Below are 20,809 nucleotides of genomic sequence, written 5' to 3'. Positions count from 1 at the left end.
CATGCTCAGTCCCTTTTATTTCCTCTTCAGGTTTATAACACTGGAGTTTTCACGTGCTGAATTCTCCCCTGAAGTTGGAACAGTTTCTCGACATCAAACCTTATCCAAGTAAATGGTTTTTATTGTTTTCGTCTTCTAAAAATTATCTCTACTTTTGGACAGATTTAATATTTTTTTCTATCAAATTCGTTGACATTATTTTACTTTTTTTATTTTATTGTAAATATTTATTTATATTTTTACAATCAGCAACTAAAGTTATTTATATGTCTTGATAATAGTCAATTTTTAACTACAGTTATTTGCATCATAATAATGCTTTTTATCCGAAAATCACAGCACATGCCGTTATCCACGATAAAACTCATATCTGTTAAAGAATCATGAAAAATGAATTATAAAGTGGCAAAATATGTATCCTAAGATTCACTTTTTATCAAAGCTCTTAATTGCCCATTATCAATTAGAATAAATTTGAATATATAAAAATATTAAGATAATGGCGATAAAAATTTTGTTTTATTAACAAAAACAATGCAGTTGAATCGAAGTAATTTCTTCAGATTTCTGATCCAATCAGAGCCAGGAAAACCAGCAATATCCAACGGCTTACGAGCTGTTTTAGCGTTGGGAGTTCCCATGCTAATTGGGCAAATCATTAACCAAAGAGAAAGCGGATTATTCGTTGGTTTAATGGCTCACTTTGTCAACTTAGCGAATATTGGTGGCCCTTACCAAATCAAAGCTAAGACAATGGCACAGGCTACTTTGGGAATAACTGCTTCAGTATTTGTGGGTACTCTAGTCGCTCAAGTTCCAGTACTAGCTGTAGTGCTGACACTTCTCTGGGGAATTGCTTCCGGTTTTGCGTCACTGTACGGTAATGCTGGTGCCAATGTCGGCCTAGTAATAGGGATATCATTTATTACCACGATCGCACAGCCAGGAAACTTGGAAGTTGCACTCATGCGATCGCTACTATGTCTAATTGCAGGTGGATGGGCGATGTTACTCTCTTTAGTAATGTGGCCTTTTAGACCTTACGAGCCAATACGGCTAGCTTTGGCTGATTGTTTCAGTGCGATCGCCAACTACATTCAGGCATTTATAGGTAAAGTAGCAACAACTGAAAATATTCTCGAAATTAGAAAAGCATTAGAAACAGCACGCACTGCTTTAGGTACATTACGGATTGGACAGTCGTCTCGGAGTTGGATAAATGAGCCATTTTTGCTACTAATTCAGGATGGCGATCGCTTGCTTGGTTTAGTTGTTGCCTTAACAGAATTACTAGAAACTCACTTCCAACAACAGCAATATCATACAGTCCAGCAATTAGTAGACGATGCACTCGCAGAAATATCATTCATTCTTCAAGCCATAGCGAAAGTCATATCTCGCAAGCCTGCTAGCATCGACTTGGGAAACCTCAAGCGCATCTATGAAGCACTGAAAGAACAAGAAAGTCTGCAAAGAAAAGCAATTGCTGGGAGTGAAACCGACTACACAACCCTCGTTGCTTTCACTAACTTGGTGCTGACGCTCAAAAAGCTGATCGAGCAATTGCAATACACGGCTCAGACAGCTAAATCTCTGGAAGATCGCAGCAAAATGAGTCAACGAGATATAGATAGACTTCTTTTATTTGAAGAAGAACAGCGATCGCTCTTAAGTTTACTCAAAGAAAACCTGACTTTAGACTCGGCAATCTTTCGCCATGCTCTCCGCATTGGTGTGAGTCTAACTGTAGGCGTGATCTTATACAGCGTTACAAATTTACCAATGGGCTATTGGGTAACACTGACAATTATATTAGTCCTGAAACCAAACTTGGGTGCAACTTTCAAACGGTTTTTCCAGCGAGTTGGCGGGACAATCTTAGGAGCTGTCTTAGCTGCTATCTTACTTGCAACCATCACGAGTAAGCCTGTATTAGACATCATCATTCTGCTGACAGTATTTTTTGGCGTTTCCCTAATCGCTTTCAACTATGGGTATTCAGTGATTTTCTTCTCAATATTTGTCTTACTGATTATCGATATTGGTCATCCTATTAGTTGGCAACTTGCTGGTTTTCGGGTGTTAAATACATTAATTGGGGCGGGACTGGCTTTTGCGAGCCATTACTTTTTATGGCCAAACTGGGAACGCGATCGTTTACCTAGTCAACTCGCCACAGCGCTACGAGAATGTCACAAATACTTTCAGAATGTGATGGCTGTTTACCAGGGGACAAAAGAGCGTGACTCCAGCATTATCAGTCAACGGCGACAAACTGGACTGGCAATTGGCAATGCTCAAGCCTCCTTCCAAGGATTGCTGCGCGAACCCCAAATGCACCAAGAATTAGTAGAACCAGTAATGACACTAATGCTGTATATGGGACGTTTTACTAACGCCGTGACAGTTTTGGCAGTACATCTCGAACATTTTCGAGGAACAGTGCCACTCCCAGAATTAGAAACCTTTGTCCGCCAAATTTCGCTAGGGTTAGAGCAGTTAGCTGATTCGGTACAGCAGGAAATTCCCCCACCACCTTTACCTGATTTGGAAGGAACGCTGCAAAAAATCCAGCTGCACCTGCAAGCACTGCGTACAGCCAGAATAGAAGAGTTAGCTGTCAATCAAGGACATACACCGATTCGTCAGGCAGTCATTGATTACAGCATATTAGATTTGGAGATCGATCAGATCGTTCGGCGGTTGACTGCTATGCACTCAGCGATGATACGACTGATATCAAGTAAATAAAAATAATGTTAGATTTAATTGCGATCGCAATTCCTCAGACAATCAAAAAATTCTATGTCAACACCCAAAATCGAAACCAGACTTGCAATTGTATAAACCGGGATTGCTCCAATACAGTTCGGTTAAAGAGAAAAGGGAAAAGATGAATTCAAACCTTTACCCCTTCCCCTTTCCCCTTTTCCCAAACCACAACAGATATGAAAAGTGCTTATCCGAACCGTATTGGGGGTTGCTCCTCATTTCTCCTATTCCTTAGTAGCAAACCATTGTAGTGGCAAAAATTTCATAATATTTGTTACAGTTTTTAAAGTTTTTAATTCTGGTATATCTGGTTTTAATTGTTCTGCGATCGCTAATTTTTGTTCAGCTTGTGTAGGTTGAAAATTATATAAATAGATAAAAGCTAAATAAATCCATGTGTAAGGATTTTGAGCATCATATTTAGTTAATTCTTTTAAATTTTCGATTAATTCTGGGACTTGGCGCTGTAAAAGTTGTGATAAAACTAAAGTGTAACGCCAATTTAAATTATTTGGCTCTATTTGCAGATAATAATTAGCCGCGAAATCAATTTGTTTTAAATAATCCTGAGTAGGATCGTATTGATTGAAATGACCTATCTGCACAAAGAGATTATTTAATTTACCCTGTTGTAACTCTTGTGCTAGCTGTGAAGTTCGGGTAACTAAATCTAAAGCTGGCGATTTTTCTACTGTTCCTACATCTGTCACATTTACAGTAATATCTGGAATATTTAAAGATGTGGTTTTGTTGTTTATTCTATCTAAATATAGTGCTGATAGCTGATATTTTCCTAATGGTAGTGTTTTAGGAATAAATGTAGCTAAAGCTTCTTTCACCCGGAAACTTCCTTCAGGATGACATTTGATGCCACAGTATAAATTACCTAAGCCAATGGCATGATCGTGATACCAAGATGATTGGCCATTTTGCCATTTTAACAGTAATATACCATTTTGCAAATCATTCCATGAACCTGTTATTTCATAGTTTACAGGGTTGTTTTTATCTAAAATTAATTGCTGAGAAATCGCTACTTTTTCTAGACTAATTACAGACTCGCTATTATTTATTTTTTCAACAGTTACAGGAAGATTTTTGCAACTATATAATCGCATTTTATCTCCATGAGGTAATATCCAATCGCTCTGCAATTTCAAATCAGTAGAAGATTCGACTAAAGATTTTAATTTTCGTTTAGTCTCTCCACTTTCTCCAGGTCTATATGGTTCATTATCCCTAGTAATATACCAACAAAAATATTGTAAATCTTGCTCTATCTGAGATAATTTGGTTGTTAATTTTCTGCCAGATACGCGAAAATCTGCTAATGTCCCAAAATAATTTAAAGTATACTCATTTATCTGCGGTGTAGAAACAGGAATTACCCCTAAATTCGACCTTAAATATAAATTTGTTTCGGTGATTTTGTGTATGAGTTTCTCCAGAGGATATTCTTTAGCATCATTATTAGGTAAATGTCTACCACCCCATGCTTGAATTAGGGGTAATGGAAACAAGTTGTTTAGTAAAACTATGCAACTTAATACTAAAGTGGCTAATCTCAGTCTATCAAAATATATATTTTCAATTAAATTGAATAAATCCGCCAATATTAAACTAATTATCGGAAAACATGGCAGAATAAATCTAATGTCTTTATTTGTGCCCAAAGAACAAATTATATAGCTACTTACTAAGGTAACTAATAACCAAATCCGAGCCGATTTATGGAGATTTGCTGAAATTAAATTAGTAGTATATTTATATTTAATTAGATAAATCAATAAAATGCTAATACTCACACATAATATTGGTAAACCAACGGTTTCTGGGATCATTTGTGGATAGTATAACCATCCAGCAATAGTTGTGGAAGAAGGATCGCCCTCCCTTTTTCCAACTTGGTTAGCGTTTAATGCTGATGTAATAATTGTTAACCAATTTAAGCCATACCAAAAACTACAAATTAACCAAGCTATCATCAAAGATAAACAAGCTTGAATTAGCTTGATAAATCTGCGTTTTTTAATTAAACTAATTAATGCCCAAATACTAGGAACTAAAATAAAAATAAAACCTGTAGGTTTAGCCAACAAGATTAAACCTATTCCAACGCCCAATAGGATAGTTAACGCCCATGACAAAAACCCAATATAACTATCTTTCCAAATTGTCAGCACTGTAAAAGTTACTGTAACAATTGCTGTCAAACCATAATCTAATAAATAATCTGTCCTAATAATCCCTAAAATAGGAAATAACACACAAAATATACTGGCAGTTATGCCAGTTTTTCGGTTATTAAATAAAAAATGACCTAACTGATATACTGAAACTATAATCATCGCAGTATACAATAAATTAACCAAACTTGCTTGGTCATATCCACGACCAAACAACATCAAAAATGGGACAGTGCAAATGTATACAAAAGGAGCGCGATAACTTGGAGTTAATTGCCACAGAGATAACCACCAATCTCCTGAAAAGATATTGAAGTTTTGAAAAATTTTATAATGATGTAATGCTGTAGCTAAATGTGCGCTTTGATCGAAGGCTGGAATCGATTCATCTAAGAAAAACCAAGCTCTATCTATAGCTGATGCTATCACCCAAATTACTAATAAAATGAGATAATCTTTTCGATGCTGAGAATGATCCAAATTACTCATATTTATTTACTTAATAACTAAAGTTTAACCAATTATATATCTGTCATGTATCGACGTTCTACTAATACCAAAATATATAGTGAAGAATTTAATAGCCCTGGTTTTGAGGTTTGTAGTTGCGTAAATGTCCGCTCATTTCAGTTCATCCTTTGCGTCACTTGGCTCAAATATTAGAATATAATTTGCATCACGAAGATTCGCCATGACCGCATCATAGTAAATATTAAAATGTCCTATAAAAGTTCTCTGGCGGCTATCATCCGCAGGGATCTGAAATGATTCATAGCTACTTTTCAAAACTTAATCACCAGAACACCTTCAATATTTAATAATTTAAAGATAAAAACCGTTAAATTTTCTTTGTCAAGTTTTTGGTAAAAAAAGACGGTAGGATTCGCTGTCTAACAGAATTCTGAAACCCAGCCACATCAGCACGAAGGGGAAAATCTTACTAGCATAACGGCTGAGTACCAAAGCAATACCAGGTAGACGAGTCAGATGATAAGACATAAATAGCCAGCAACAAAGAATGAAATAGCAAACTGGTACGATTACAGTGAGATTTTGGATTGAGCTAGTGGCAAACAGGGGGATATAGATCCCAAGATTGTTGCCACCGTTAGAAATTGTTACTGAGGAGACGCGATAGGTTTGGGGATCGCGGATTAAGTCCCAAAGCGATCGCTTTCTGGAATCAAATCCTTTAAATTTAGAGTTTCTTTTTAGATTAGCTGACTTATCTTCGTCTGAATCATCCTTATTCAAGTTGAACAAATTGTTCAAGCCAATGAGTATCGGCAGTATTCCCAGTAAACCAGTCCAAGTTGACGGAATTGCTAGACCGAGTAAGAAACCAAGTAAACTTACAATTACTAATGCCGTGAATCCTATAATTTCACCAACCACAACGTGCTGAGGACGAAAAGTCCGATTAACCTCACTGAAGAAAGCAGTCAGATAAATATTGTCGTCAAACGTTGTCGCCACAGCAGTAGCTAGCCCGATCTTAATTGTTGCAATTAACCAATCCATCACCATTCCTCACTCAACACCTATCTGATGAACGACACTAGCGATCGCCCAACCTTTGTAATCAGCCCTACAATATCGAGAAATATTGACGCGAGTTTCGCGAATCGGGTATGACTCGACTTCTTATTTCTTCAACTTAGTTATTTATCTTACAAAAATTACACAGTAAAACTACCCGTAGTGGGAATAATGCGTTACGCTGCACTTTTCTTAAATGCTTTAGGCCATACACGCCCTATAAATAAAAGATTTGCATAAGTCCTAATAATATATAAATAGCCCCAAAAAGTCTAACATTCTGGCTGTATTCTCGTATATAACCCGCCATTCATTGCAAGCATCAACAAAGGAGTCATTATGATTAGCCGTTTGATTGATTTTGTGCGTAGATGCACAGGTCAAAATATCTTACGGTCGCTCAGATCAGCCACTCGGAGATCGGCTACCTACAGGTTTGCAGTTCGATTTTGCCTGGGACTTGTCTCGATTTTGGTTTTGACTCTAATTTTTGACAGTTATGCTGTTGCCACTTCTGAATCTGGCAATCAGCTTTCCACTCTTGTGAATCAGTTTAAACTACCCAAAAGCTCCATAATTCAGTTACTGGAAGCTGTGGGACTGTTTATGGGGGGGATAATTTTCTGTGTAGTTTTGGATCGCTGGTTTTCTAACCGTCCCGATCGCTCTAGCAATACGCCCTTAGCAGAGCAAGCACGGCGGCTCAAGCAACTCAAAATAGGATATCCAGAGGGAATGACAAATCTGGAAGTTCTCCGCGCTCAAGGCTTGCTCGAAACGCGTTTGCAACCTTATGGGCTGAGTGTCACCTGGACAAGTTTTTTATCAGCCTCTTCTCTGATAGAAGCACTCAGCAACGGGACGATTGACTTCTGTGGTGGCGGTGGTACGGCCAGCATCTTTTCTCAAGCGGCGGATCACGTATTTGTGCGGGTGGCTAAGGAAAAATATACCGCTCCCAAAGGTCAAGCGATTCTAGTACCAGAAGATTCGCCGATTCAGACGTTGGCTGACCTCAAGGGTAAAAAGATCGCTTTTGACAAAGGCTCAAGCGCCCATTATGTGCTTGTGCGATCGCTGGCAAAAGTCGGCCTCGATTTTAGTGACATTGAACCAGTTTATTTGACACAACCGGAGGCGCTGCCCCGATTCCGCCGAGGTGAAATCGATGCTTGGGTGATTTGGGTTCCCTATACAGCTACTCTTGCCCGAAGCGCTTACCCAGGGCGATCGATTGCAGATTTAGAGAGCATATTTGGTGACAAAGCCTCTGTGGAAGTTCCGACTTATTACTACGCGATTCCAGAGCTAGTACGCGACTATCCCGACCTACTCAAGGTGATTTTAGAAGAGGTAAACGAAGCTGGAGCTTGGGCTAAGAGACAGGAATTAGAAGCGGTTCAACGAATGGCAGAACACCATGAAATCGATCCATCTATTGTCGGAACTTTACAGCAACGTAGTGCCGAACGCGCCATCATCCCGATTGACGACCAATCGCTCACTGCTCTACAGCATCAGGCAAATATATTTAGAGATTTAAATCTGATTCCTGAGCGGGTAAATGTGAAAGATGGAACCTATAGCTTACAGACTAAGCAAAACTGGACTTATTAATCTAACACTGACGATTTAGTAGAGTTTTGCTGACAAATCGTTACGTTTTAAACGCAGAGGGACACAGAGTTTTTTTTAAGCGAAATTCTCTACTCGCGTGTTCAAGATATTGTCTGGCTATCTGAGCCGAATGCTTGCTCTGTAAGCCGAAATTTAAAGTTCTTGACGTGTCGGACGGATGATGATTTCATTCACATCGACATCACTGGGTTGCTCAATGGCGTATGCGATCGCACGGGCAATGGCATCTGCATCAATGGCGATCTCATAAAGTTGATTAATTCCCGCTGCTGCGTCTTTATCGGTAATCGTGGTAGTTAGTTCAGTGGCAACGGCTCCTGGTGAGATATTAGTCGAACGGATTTCACCATTTGACTCTAACCGCAGCCCTTCAGAAATTGCTCGCACTGCGTACTTAGTGGCACAGTAGACGGCCGCTCCCGGAAACACCTTATGTCCGGCCACTGATGATAAGTTAATGACGTGACCAGACTTTTGCTGACGCATAATTGGCAACACGGCAGCAATCCCATAGAGAACGCCCTTAATGTTGATATCGATCATCCGATCCCACTCGTCTACCTTTACTTGGTCGAGGGCAGAAAGCGGCATCAATCCGGCATTATTGATTAGCACGTCAATCCGGCTGTATGTACTCAAAGTTTCCTTGGCTAAAGCTTCCACTTGGGCGCTATCTGCTACATCCGTTACTTGATAGGTTGCAGTTCCTCCTGATTTAGCGATCGCTGCAACCAATTCTTTCAGCCGATCTTCGCGTCTGGCAGCCAGCATCAGTTTAGCTCCACTAGCAGCAAGTCGCTTCGCAGTTGCCTCACCTAACCCACTGCTGGCTCCGGTGATGATTACCACTTTGTTTTGAATAAGAGACATATTTATTGCTGGGGATTATTGAGTATGACTCGTGAAACATCGGGTGCTGTTTCAGATGAACTCAGCATTATTTAACCATATCAATTAGTTTGTATACGCGATCAACGTTTTTGTATCGGCAACATAACTAATCCGAACCGCTATCATCACGCCGTTTGAGTTCTGTCCTGTTAAAATTTCAGTTTATGAGATGGTTTCAGCTCATAAACTTAATCTTTATCTACATACCAAGAGGTATTGCTTCACCGTTCTTTGCCGCTTTTGCGAGTAAGTCACGGACTTCTTCATCGGTAGTTTGAGGAAAGCTTTCGTACCAAAGACCAACGCTCTGAAAAGGGCTAGGTCTGGAGATGCAAACGATTTCGTCTACCTCAGTTTCTAGCTCTTGGCAAGTTTCAGGTGCAGCCACAGGCACAGCAATCACAATCTGAGCAGGTTGCTGTTTTCGCACAGTTACAACAGCAGCCCACATCGTTGCACCAGTGGCTAAACCATCATCTACTAAGATGACTGTACGTCCTTGTAAATCTCTTAAGGGGCGATTTTGGCGATAAAGCCGTTCCCGCCGCTCTAACTCCCGTTCTTCTTGTAGCGCCACTCTGGCAATTACTTCATCGGATATCTTCACCAGGCTGATAATATATTTATTGACTATCCGCACACCACCAGAAGCGATCGCTCCCATCGCTAGTTCTTCTTGATCGGGTACACCCAATTTACGTACCACTAAAACATCTAAGGGGGCATTTAACGTTTTGGCAACTTCAAAGGCGACGGGTACACCACCCCTTGGTAGCCCTAACACCAGAACATCTGGGTCGTTAGCATAAGCGATTAACTCCTTAGCCAAAACTTGACCCGCAAACCTGCGATCTTTAAATAGCATGGTGTAATATTCCTAATTAGTTTTCAAAAAAATAAATAAATATTTACATACATTTGTTATTGGCTATCAACCCCGAACAATGGAGCAATGGAGCAAATTCCAAACTTGTTGTTATAGTTCAGATGTTCTGAACTGATCTTAGAAAGCTAAATATTCCCTGTCCTCCACTAAGGGAGCGACATCTTCAATCCACAGTTCTATCAAACGGGTGAGTTAGCTTTAATCCAACAAGATTTCTGCATCTTGTGTTGATACTATTTTACTACTCTACACTCAATATCCTTCCCCAGATGGCTTGTTGAGAAAAGACGGTGATACAGTTAACTCTCACTGTAGGGGGTTTACCGCTGTAGGTAACTGGTGTTAGCGTGAAGCAAAGTTATAGTGCGACCACAGGAGAAAAGTGACATGGAAAACCTAATGTTTAAGTAGGGGCGCATTTGAAAACTGCTATAAGTTTTGCCACTTGCTAACATTTACTGTTAGACTTTTGCTGAGTATTTTTTTTACTGGAAACTAAGAAAAAATTACTTACCTCCTAGCAGATGCAAAAATCTATAAAAATCCGGTGATAATTCAATTGTTAATTCTTCGCTTGTCCCCTATTACTGGCATTGTGTTGATATTATCTTTACATTATCTCTCAATTGTGAATATCAGATAATGCACCATCTGCTTGTTCGTTATATAATGCTTAATATTACAGAGACAAGTCATCAAAGTTACCCAATTAACACTTTTGAATAAAAATTAATAGGGTAGAATCACTGAATATGCTTGAAAATAAAAAGAAGGGTGTTTTTAATGATCGGCTTAACCAATTCAGAAAACGGCATAGTTAGCAGCACAGCAGCTACCAAGAGGCTGGCAAGGGCGATGATGGTTTCTGGTGGACAGTTTTCACTCTTATTGGCTTGTTGTAACAGTGTTCAAAAGCAGGAGCAAGTGTTGAATTTGCTAACAGAATTTTCATCAGCAGATATCCACGAAATTTTGCTCTCACCTACTGATGATAAATTATACACAGCTATCACAAGTGAAATTGGTACTACTCAACCAGAAGCTCTGATGATACGAGGCTTAGAATCTGTAGTGGCAATTAACCAACTTATTATTAGTACCAATATCATGCGAGATGAGTTTCGGAAACAGTTTCAGTTTCCTTTAGTCTTGTGGGTCAATGATGAAATTCTGCGTAAGCTAGTCTGGCTAGCACCCGATTTCAAAGACTGGGCAGCTAGTACTATTAGATTTGATGTACCTAATAATCAGTTAATTGAATCTGAACAACAACCCATCAGCGCTTAATATTGCCCGAAATTACTTTCAAAATCTTATATATGCTAGGTTGAGCCGAGCAAAATCGAAGCTCAGGTTCTGTCATATTCTTTTCTAAAATTACTTTTATTTAACCCTCTCTTATCAAAGTGAGCTAAAAGCTTCTGGAAGCTATTTTCAAAATTAGAAGATGGTATATGTGTCGAGTGTGTTAGTTGAAACATATTTGCTTTTTTCTTATCCCTTGTCTCATCAATAATTAGTATTATTGGACGACATTGAAGTATATATAATATTAAATCTAATCTTTGCCTCCTTAATTCTTTTACATCCAGGGTGATTCTGGTAAAAAATGGTGTAATGGTTGATGATTATCTAGCCCTACAATTTTTGCGATTTCCGTTAGAGTTTTACGTTCCCGACTCAATAGCAGGGCTGTTTCATTGTCACAAAGAGCTTTAAAAATCAAGGGTTCTAGCAACTAAAAATTAGACCTCTTGCATAAATCAAAAATAAAGACCTTCACCCCGCATTTGCTAACGCCAACGCTTCCCTCCCCAAAGCATCGGGGAGAGGTTGGGGGTGGGGTGTTAGGGACTTTTGCAAGAGGTCTTATTGATTGTTTTGTTATCAGGGTGCCGATAAAATGAACTATTTTACTGATATTTAAGTGCTTAAATGTTCATCTCATCGTTACTCTGACTTACAATTTCCTCGCTAACGATCTTGACAAATCCTGTTTGAAATAGGATGAATCAGCCCTCTCACTCAATAGGGATTTGAATCAATCCGTCCCCTTTTGACGCTCCTGAGATAGTACCCAGAAGTTGGTCTGTTTCTTAAGTTGAAGGTGTCGCCACTGCGAACTTTCCAAATTTTGTAATTGGAAAAGGTCAAAGGCTTTCGAGGTTCGCATACTTCTGGCAGATGATTGCCAAGTACAAAGTATGCTGCACCTCTACCCATAACTTTCACCAAACCATTTTTATCCACAAGAACCGAGGTACTTTCACTAACCGCTATACCTAAAACACTGCTAGATACACCATCCTTAATTTGACGGGCAATGAAAGTCATAATTCGACCCATTCTTTCCCGTCTGTCAAAGTGTGTATCTACGATAGTTCCCTTCAAATTACTCCAATTGAAAAAATTGTAAGTAAAAGTAATGTCTCGGTAGGGATCTTCGAGTGCGTCTCTAGTTTCAATGCCTTTTTCGGAAGAAGCGCAAGCATCATAGACACAATCACTTTGGATCATTGCACCTGCACTAGTGCCACCAATACCACCTCCCTTCAGGTAAACTGACTTCACGGCAGCCTCAAGTTTGGTATCTTTCCAGTTGCGGATGTATTGACATTGATCCCCGCCAGCAAAGAAAACTACATCAGCATTTCGGATTTTTTCATAAATCTCAGCTTTGTTTGCCTCTTGTCTATCCCTAACCAGAAGAGTTTCCACAAAATTTACGCCCTTCATGGCATAAATTAGCCGATTGTAATCGTGATTACCATTAGTGCGGAGAACTACAACATTAACTTTAGTGCTGGAGTTACTACCTCCCCTAACTTGGTTAATCATCCACTGAATAGCATCATCGACATCGGGGCCTCCCCCACCCAAACTCAGAACTGGGCCCGCTAAGGAGGGACGGACATCAAAGGAGGGAGTGGAGGGGTAAACATCAACAGTATCACCCAGGAAGAAGCGTTTCCAGCTTGCAATAAAACGGGTTATTAGGAAGGTTCCCATCTTCAACAACTTGATTCCTGTACTTTTCAAGCGCCTTGCTATGCTTGGGAATGCCTTTGTCATACTAAACTTCTAGAGCAAACTGCAATTATTGCTAGGCTGTGACGCATTTTAATTGCTTATTTATTCGTGAAATTTGTCCTTTGTCATTAGTCATTTATCAGTTGTTGTGAATAACCAATTGGCTTAAGACAGTTTTAACGAAAAATGTGCAATCTAGATGCGCACTAGCTTAACTGTGGCACTAGATCGGGTGGAATTTCCAGCGTACAGGTCTTGTACTGTTTGTTAACGCAAAATAACACAGAGTAATCATTAATTCTCTGCGTTACTGTGCAAAAATCTCTACATTGCTTGTAGCGTTTAATTCTGGCCAGATGAAATTTAAAATAGATTAGGTATTGGTTGTCACTGTCCAGATGCTTCCGTAGTTGCTGGGAATAGTTACCCAATATTCTGAACAACTGGCAACGCCGATTAAATTGTTTTCACCATTTAGTTGCAGCAGTACCAGTTGTAAACTTATCAAAGGTTGATTAAGGATTTATGCAAGTTCAAATAAAACTTTAGCTCCCCAACTTCTTGAAGAAATCGGGGAGCTATATTACCAGGGTATTTGCGATCGCTCTTGTACAACTTGCTGATATACTTGCTCGGTTTGCTTGGCTAATTTCGGCCAGCTAAATCGTCGCTCTAAATCCTCATAAGCGTTATCCACCAGCCATTGACGATAACCTGGATTTTTCAAAACCTCCAAAATTCCCCAAGCTAAAGAATCGGGATTGTTCACCCAAGTGACAATGCCTGTTTTGGTATGTTGCACTACTTCTGGAAAACCACCTGTATCAGAAACTACTACAGGAACACGAGAAGCAAAGCTTTCTAAAGCCACAATTCCAAAGGGTTCGTAAAGACTCGGAAAAACGGCACAGTCAGCGACAGTTTGAAATTTATCTAAGTATTCATCGGAGAGAAAACCGGTAAAATAACAATGATGCCAAATTCCCAAATCCCAGGCTTGGCGCTTGAGATGATCAGTATTGCCACCACCAACGATTACAAATTTCACGTTACCTCCCATTTCTGAAAGGATTTTGGGTGCGGCATTAAGTAATATAGGTACACCTTTCTCGTAGGTCATACGACCGAGGTAATAAACTATTTTCTCTTCGTCTGCGGCAAATTGGCGGCGAAAATCCAGAGCATGAAAATCTGTATGATGCTGTTTCTTTTCGGCTCGGATACCGTTATAAATGACATCAATTTTGTCCCAAGGACTGTAGAGCGCTCGTTCTACTTCTTGGCGCATATAGTCACTACAAACAATAATTCGCCACGCATTGTAAGCTAGCAAGATTTCTTTACCATTTATATAACCTTGGATATCTGTGTGAATACCGTTGTAGCGTCCGTATTCAGTAGCATGAATTGTGGCAATTAGTGGTATTTTAAAATTATGCTTGAGAGCGATCGCAGCATCTCCGACTAACCAATCATGGGCATGAATTAAATCAAAGGGCCCTTCTTCTAAAATCAACTTACCACCGTGATCTCCCATACTCAAGTTGAGATTCACTACCCAGTGGAAAAAGTCGTTACTATATGCTACTGGCACTCGATGTATCTTTACTCCTTCAACGACCTCATACATCGATGCGTGACCAAACTCCGCTGTAATCAGGTGGATTTCATGTCCTAGCTTTACCAGTTCCGGGTACAACTCCGCCACATGTCGCGCAATTCCTCCAATAATCCTTGGTGGAAACTCCCAACTCAGTACCAATATCTTCATCTACTAGACTCCCCAACACTTTATATTTATAAATATCTAACAAACTACATTTACCTAAAAATACAAGTCTGGCCAATGTAGTGAGTACTTTTACTAAAATTTTTAGATTTTTTAACAGTGATTTTGTTAAAGGTTATCAACTGTAGGCTAATGATAAAAAGCAAGGTATAGTAATAATTCGTAATTAAAACAATTCAGCCTCCCTTTCACAACTCAGGTGTCAAGAAGGGACAACGACGGAAACGGCATGAACTCGATCGCGTCCTTGCTGTTTGGCTACATAAAGTGCTTTGTCTGCTGCATTAATCAAGTCTGACGGCGAAATTCCGGAATTCGGCACAATGCTAACAACGCCTAGACTAACGGTAACACGATCGCACACGCGAGACTGAGCATGGGGAATGGCTAAGTCGCGCACTGCTTGTCGAATAGTTTGCGCTACATAGATTGCTCCTTGAATCTCTGTATTAGGCAGAATGATAGCAAATTCTTCTCCACCGTAACGAGCGACTAAATCGGCTGGACGCTTAACAATATTTTTGAGGGCACTTGCTAATTGCCGCAAACAATCATCCCCTCCTAAATGACCATAAGTATCATTGTAGAGTTTAAAAAAATCGACATCGAACAAAATTAAAGACAGTGAAAGTTGCTCGCGTTTGAGTCGCTGCCACTCAGTTTCAAGATACTCATCAAATCGGCGGCGATTGGCTATTTGAGTCAAGCCATCTAGAGTAGCTAATCTTTGTAATTCTTCATTAGCAACTTGCACTTGCTGGTAAAGTACTGATTGATGAATAGCGATCGCTACCTGACTTGCCAATTGCTGCAATAAATTCACTTCAAACGCTTGCCAATAACGAGGTGCAGCACACTGGTGAGCAATGAGTAAACCCCACAGATGCTCCCCATTTAAAATCGGCACTATTATAGCCGCTTTCACTTGATAGAGTTGTAATAACTCAAAAACATCGGCTGAAAAATCAGATTCCTGAATATTATGGAAGACTTTAGGTAATCCCTGATAATAGTCGCTAAAATCTTGTTTGAGGGAAAATGGGTGCATTGTCAGTTCTAATCTCTGAGGATAGTCATCACCCACCGATTCCGCCGCAAAATTCCCACTTCCGTCAGATTTTAACTGATAGATAGCTACGGAATCTGAACCTAAACACTGTCGAATACTATTTACTGTTGTATTCAGAACCTCCTCGAAATTTAGTGATTGTCGAATCTGTTGAGTTACTTCAGTAATTAGCCGTTCTCCCTCTGCTTGCTGTCGCAACATCACTTCAGCTTCTTTACGAGTGCTAATGTCTTCTACCGAGCCAAGAATCTGCGTTGGAGTGCCGTTAACATCTCTGGCAAATACGACTTCTCGTGTATGTAGCCAACGCCACTCTCCATTTTTGTGTCGGAATCGGTATTCAGTGGAAAGTACTTCATTGTCGTTCAGGTTGACGAAGCGATTCGCTATGTCATTGCAGAGGTATTGGTCGTCTGGATGAAAGCAATTTATTAGCCACTGCGGATCTGCGTTACAAAATTCCTCTGGAGAGTAGCCTAAAATAGTCACACTTTTCTCATTAAGATAAATGCTTGTTCCTTTTAAGAGGTCAAATAGATATAAAATATGTGGTACGGTATTAGCAACCTTTTGTAAAAAGTCTTGACTAGAGCGCAATGCCTCTTCAGCTTTGCGGCGTTCCTGAAGCGCGACTTTATATGCAGTAATATCTCGTCCCTCTGAGATAAGTAGGGTAATATGCCCGGTTTCATCGAGTATAGGACGCAGTGAGAAATCAATCGCGATCGCTTGACCATCTCGACCTAAAATCTCAACTTCATAACGAATAAATTCACCATTAGCAGCAGCGGCGATCGCAGTTTTTAATTGCTCTTGAGTATTTAGAGAAATTGTCCACCACTTTGCTTCCCACAAAGGCTTGCCAACTACTTCTTCTCGATTAATCCCAGCAAACTCTAGTGCTGTTTGGTTGGCTTCTAATACAATTCCATTCGGCTGAAGCAATCCCATAAACTGAATGGTTTGATTGAAGATCGCCCGGAATTTTTGCTCATTTTCACTTAAAGCTTGTTCCACCAGTTTGCGATCGGTAATATCTCGTCCAACAGATTGAAGTTCTACAATCGCACCTTGGTCATCAAATATCCCTCGAACAATCCACTGCGTCCACCGCACTCCTTGGCAAGCTACAACGCGATTTTCAATTGTGATAACGGGATTTTCTAAGCTAATGGAATTTACCAGACTAAAAACACGTTCTTGGTCTTCCTCAAACACAACAGGTTTGTAGTGCTGACCGATAATTTTGTCTCGCTCCAGTCCAAAAAATCGACGGTAAGCTTCATTGATAAAGGTAAAAGTGCCATCTGGTAAGCCTCTAGCAATCAATTCTGTTTGGTCTTCGAGGATGGTACGATAAAGTTCTTCGCTCTCTTGTGCTTGTTTGCGTAAACAAAGCTCGTCATAAACATCGCTAATATCAAATACTAAACCATGAAGTAGCTGAGTTTGTCCATCGGCACAAAAAACGAGATTGGCTTGGTTTCGTACCCAAATTGTTTTGCCATCGCGCCTAATCATCCGATACTCAATTCTCAAAGGCTCTCCGGTAGCGATTGTAGTATTTACAGCTTGCCAAAGGCGATCGCGATCGTTTGGATGAGTGTAATCTAACCAACTATTAAAGAAACCAAAATTCCAATCTTCGGGAGCAATGCCTAATAATTGTTGCAGTTGTGGACTAATATAAGCAACTTTTGTAGTGTTATTAATCGGTGAGACATAAATAACGCCCGGAATTTGTTCTACCAGAGTGCGATACTTTTGCTCTACCTCAGAAAGTTGTTCTTCTGCCTGCTTGCGACTCATGATGTTTTGAATTTCTACAATAAATTATCATTTTTTCTGTTAGAAATCCCGCATTAGAGACACACTTAAGGATGGTTGAGCCAACAGCGAGTCCGTGTGGCTTTTTGGAAGCTAAACCTGCCAGCAGCATACTGAAACTTGTACACTAAAGGCTGCTGTTTACAGCCTTTGTAATTAAAATTAACGGATGTTGAAAAAGAATTCAGAATCCAGAATTCAGAATTCACAAGTAGTGGGGGACTAAAAGGATCGCATTCAACTAAGAGGCAGGGAGAAGAGGACAAGGAGAATTGGGTACAAGATGCAGAAGTGCAGAGGAGAAAGACTTACTGCAAATTCTCCCCTGCTCTCCTGCCCTCTCGCCTCCAATACGGTTCGGTTAAAGGGGAAAGGGGAAAGGGGAAAGGTTTTGAATACATCCTTTACCCCTTACCCTTTCCCCAGACCACAAGAAAAGTGAAAAATGCTTATCCGAACCGTATTGCTCTCGCCTTTTCCTCAGATGCGGACTTACTACCCCTGCGCTATCCGCTACTCTGACTCCTGAATTCTATTAGTTTTGATCCAAACGCAGTACTGCCATAAAGGCTTCCTGGGGTACATCTACAGTACCTACAGATTTCATCCGCTTTTTACCTTTTGCTTGCTTCTGCAAAAGTTTTTTCTTGCGACTGATGTCACCACCGTAGCATTTGGCTAGCACATCTTTCCGCAAAGCGGGGATGTGTTCGCTGGCAATAACTTTACTACCAATAGATGCCTGAATTGGCACTTTGAATTGATGGCGAGGAATTAGTTCCTTGAGTTTTTCTGCCATTGCCCGCCCGACGTTGTAAGCTTTATCTCGATGCACAATCATCGCTAAGGAATCGACGGGATCGCCGTTAATCATGATATCCAGCTTCACCAAAGGATTTTCACGGTAGCCAATGATGTGATATTCCATACTGGCGTAACCGCGCGATCGCGATTTCATCTGGTCAAAAAAGTCAGTTACAACTTCCGCCAAAGGTAGCTCATAAGTAAGGGTGGTTCGTCCTTGGGCGAGATATTTCATATCTTTGAAGATGCCCCGACGATTTTGTGACAACTCCATCAAGGTGCCAACATAAGTTTCCGGGGTAATCATCTCTACTTGGACGTAGGGTTCTTCAATTCTTTCGCGATCATTAGGAGAAGGTAAACGGCTAGGATTATCGATGTACAGTTCCTCACCTTTGACGGTAATCACCTTATAAACCACCGAGGGCGCTGTAATGATCAAATCTAAGTTATATTCTCGCTCTAGGCGTTCCTGAACAATTTCCATGTGCAGCAAACCCAAGAACCCGCAACGGAAGCCAAACCCCATCGCGCTGGAAGTTTCGGGTTCGTAGTGTAGCGCTGCATCGTTGAGTTCCAGCTTTTCCAAGGCTTCCCGCAAATCTTCAAATTGATCGGCATCAATGGGGAACATCCCACAAAAAACCATTGGGTTCGCTTCTGCGTAACCTGGTAAGGGTGACTCTGCTTTCGCCTTACTGAGGGTAATTGTGTCTCCTACCCGTGCATCAGCGACAGCTTTAATTGCCGCTCCCAAATAGCCTACTTCCCCAGCGTGCAGTTCATCAACTTGCTTTTGAGTGGGAGAAAGAACGCCTAACTCATCAATTTCAAATTCTTTACCCGATGCCATTAAATGGATGCGATCGCCTTTTTTCACGGTGCCATCCATCACCCGGAAATACACAATTACTCCCCGGTAACTATCGTAGTAGCTATCAAAAATTAACGCTCGTAAGCGTTCATTTATCGTATTCGGCGGTGGCGGTATCCGCTCCACAACTGCTTCTAAAATTTCATCAATCCCAATTCCTTCTTTAGCAGAAGCTAGAATTGCCCCACTGCAATCTAGACCGATAATTTCTTCAATTTCGCCAATTACCCGTTCTGGTTCAGCCCCTGGCAAATCAATTTTATTCAAAACCGGAATAATTTCCAGGTTATTCTCTAACGCTAAATATACATTAGCCAAAGTTTGCGCTTCCACACCTTGGGACGCATCTACTACCAATAGCGCTCCTTCGCAAGCAACAAGAGAGCGGGAGACTTCATAAGAGAAATCCACGTGTCCCGGAGTGTCAATTAAGTTCAGCACATACTGCTGACCATCTTTAGCTGTGTAGTTCATTCGGGCAGCTTGCAGCTTAATCGTAATGCCGCGCTCCCGTTCCAAATCCATATTGTCGAGAAACTGTTCTTTCATCTGTCGGTCTTCAACAGTGCCAGTAGCTTGTAGCAAGCGATCGGCAAGGGTTGATTTCCCGTGGTCGATGTGAGCAATAATACAAAAATTGCGAATGCGAACTGCGGGAACGTCAGTCATATACTATCTTTGCCTTAGCAGCAACCAAAGTTAAAAGGGCAATTTACTTAATGTATTTTAATGCTTTCTTAGCCAAGACGCTCTGCTTTTAGTGCTGAGTGCTGAGTGCTGAGTTAGGAGTGAGGAGTGAGGAGTTAAGAGTTATTATTCCCCTGCCTCCTGCCCATCTTCACTACATCTTCAACTTTCGATCTAAATAGGTGGACATTTAAGAATATTATGAAAGTCTATTTGTCGCTGCTAGTATTCAACAGCTAGGAGCGTACAATAAATGTAAATAAGTACATGTAGGGATCGTGTGGGGATCGTGGGCAATTGCAACTAGTAATTGCTCATAATCGCTGGTTTATCGGCAAAACTTCTAGAGCCATTGTCTAGTCAGTTATATGAAAAATGCGATTTAAAACTTAAAGCTGTTACTTTGGTGCTATTTCAGGGAAGTATTTAACTGTGCCCTTGAAAATTTTTCAGCGAATTAGCCCAAATAATGAATATAACTACTTTACAAAGCTTTAGACAAAACCAATTCAAAGCATTCAGAGTATATAAACCTATGAATATGAGAGAGAAAACTACCGAAGCGGAAAATACACAAGCCGATAAGGTAGAAATTGCTGTCCGCCTAGACTCCGAGTTACTAGAGCAAATTCAGCATCTCACCAATGACCCAAGTAAAGTAATTGAAGTAGCGATTCGCCAGTGGTTACGGGGTGAACTCCTTAGAGATGACGAACTAACGCGCACGCCTGTGCGTACTCCTGTTCCTCCTCGCGGTGAATGGAACGATTAACGCCATTGCCATTATTTAACTGTCAATGCAAGTTAAAAAAAGTAA

12 protein-coding genes and 1 pseudogene are annotated in these 20,809 nt (G+C 40.5%); 4 read left to right on the top strand and 9 right to left on the bottom strand.

Going from position 1 to position 20,809, the window contains the following annotated elements:
- Positions 1-534: 534 nt before the first annotated feature.
- Entirely contained in the window at positions 535-2,751 is a 2,217-nt protein-coding gene (locus tag RMY27_RS03445) for an FUSC family protein (RefSeq protein ID WP_322660431.1), read from the top strand.
- Between the two features lie 245 nt (positions 2,752-2,996).
- Here the strand turns inward: RMY27_RS03445 and RMY27_RS03440 are convergent, their stop codons facing one another.
- Together RMY27_RS03440 and RMY27_RS03435 are read right to left on the bottom strand one after the other, a co-directional pair.
- On the bottom strand, positions 2,997-5,447 hold the full coding sequence (locus RMY27_RS03440; RefSeq protein ID WP_322660430.1) for a hypothetical protein: 2,451 nt from the start codon (positions 5,445-5,447) through the stop codon (positions 2,997-2,999).
- Positions 5,448-5,810: 363 nt separating this feature from the next.
- Entirely contained in the window at positions 5,811-6,479 is a 669-nt protein-coding gene (locus RMY27_RS03435; RefSeq protein ID WP_322660428.1) for a cadmium resistance transporter, read from the bottom strand.
- 357 nt (positions 6,480-6,836) lie between these two features.
- Here RMY27_RS03435 and RMY27_RS03430 point away from each other — a divergent pair, with 357 nt between their 5' ends.
- The gene (locus RMY27_RS03430; protein ID WP_322660426.1) at positions 6,837-8,114 is read left to right on the top strand and encodes a sulfonate ABC transporter substrate-binding protein; all 1,278 of its coding nucleotides are present in this window, start codon (positions 6,837-6,839) and stop codon (positions 8,112-8,114) included.
- Between the two features lie 153 nt (positions 8,115-8,267).
- Here RMY27_RS03430 and RMY27_RS03425 read toward each other — a convergent pair whose 3' ends face one another.
- Positions 8,268-9,005, bottom strand: a complete 738-nt coding sequence (locus RMY27_RS03425) for an SDR family oxidoreductase (RefSeq protein WP_322660424.1) — start codon at positions 9,003-9,005, stop codon at positions 8,268-8,270.
- Between the two features lie 220 nt (positions 9,006-9,225).
- Entirely contained in the window at positions 9,226-9,891 is a 666-nt protein-coding gene (locus tag RMY27_RS03420) for a phosphoribosyltransferase (RefSeq protein ID WP_322660422.1), read from the bottom strand.
- Between the two features lie 804 nt (positions 9,892-10,695).
- On the opposite strand from RMY27_RS03420, the gene RMY27_RS03415 reads away from it, so the two are divergent.
- Positions 10,696-11,199, top strand: coding sequence for a hypothetical protein (locus tag RMY27_RS03415; RefSeq protein WP_322660420.1), 504 nt, complete (start codon positions 10,696-10,698; stop codon positions 11,197-11,199).
- A 194-nt stretch (positions 11,200-11,393) separates the two neighbouring features.
- Here the strand turns inward: RMY27_RS03415 and RMY27_RS03410 are convergent.
- The 5 genes and pseudogenes from RMY27_RS03410 to lepA form a co-directional block, all read right to left on the bottom strand.
- Positions 11,394-11,587 (bottom strand): annotated as a pseudogene (locus RMY27_RS03410) (transposase); the annotation flags it as partial.
- Positions 11,588-11,937: 350 nt separating this feature from the next.
- The gene (locus tag RMY27_RS03405; RefSeq protein ID WP_322660419.1) at positions 11,938-12,984 is read right to left on the bottom strand and encodes a cyanophycinase; all 1,047 of its coding nucleotides are present in this window, start codon (positions 12,982-12,984) and stop codon (positions 11,938-11,940) included.
- Positions 12,985-13,525: 541 nt separating this feature from the next.
- Entirely contained in the window at positions 13,526-14,713 is a 1,188-nt protein-coding gene (locus RMY27_RS03400; protein WP_322660417.1) for a glycosyltransferase family 4 protein, read from the bottom strand.
- A gap of 220 nt (positions 14,714-14,933) precedes the next feature.
- Positions 14,934-17,609 carry a PAS domain S-box protein gene (locus RMY27_RS03395; RefSeq protein WP_322660415.1) on the bottom strand — a complete coding sequence of 892 codons (2,676 nt, stop codon included), beginning with the start codon at positions 17,607-17,609 and terminating at the stop codon, positions 14,934-14,936.
- Between the two features lie 553 nt (positions 17,610-18,162).
- The gene (gene lepA, locus RMY27_RS03390; protein ID WP_322660413.1) at positions 18,163-19,974 is read right to left on the bottom strand and encodes a translation elongation factor 4; all 1,812 of its coding nucleotides are present in this window, start codon (positions 19,972-19,974) and stop codon (positions 18,163-18,165) included.
- Positions 19,975-20,527: 553 nt separating this feature from the next.
- On the opposite strand from lepA, the gene RMY27_RS03385 reads away from it, so the two are divergent.
- Complete coding sequence (locus RMY27_RS03385) at positions 20,528-20,764, top strand: hypothetical protein (protein WP_322660411.1); 237 nt, start codon at positions 20,528-20,530, stop codon at positions 20,762-20,764.
- Positions 20,765-20,809: the final 45 nt, after the last annotated feature.

Origin of the sequence: Nostoc sp. DedQUE09, from assembly GCF_034530915.1 — a bacterium.
Taxonomy (GTDB): domain Bacteria; phylum Cyanobacteriota; class Cyanobacteriia; order Cyanobacteriales; family Nostocaceae; genus Nostoc.
This window is presented reverse-complemented; position numbering and strand designations above follow the sequence as displayed.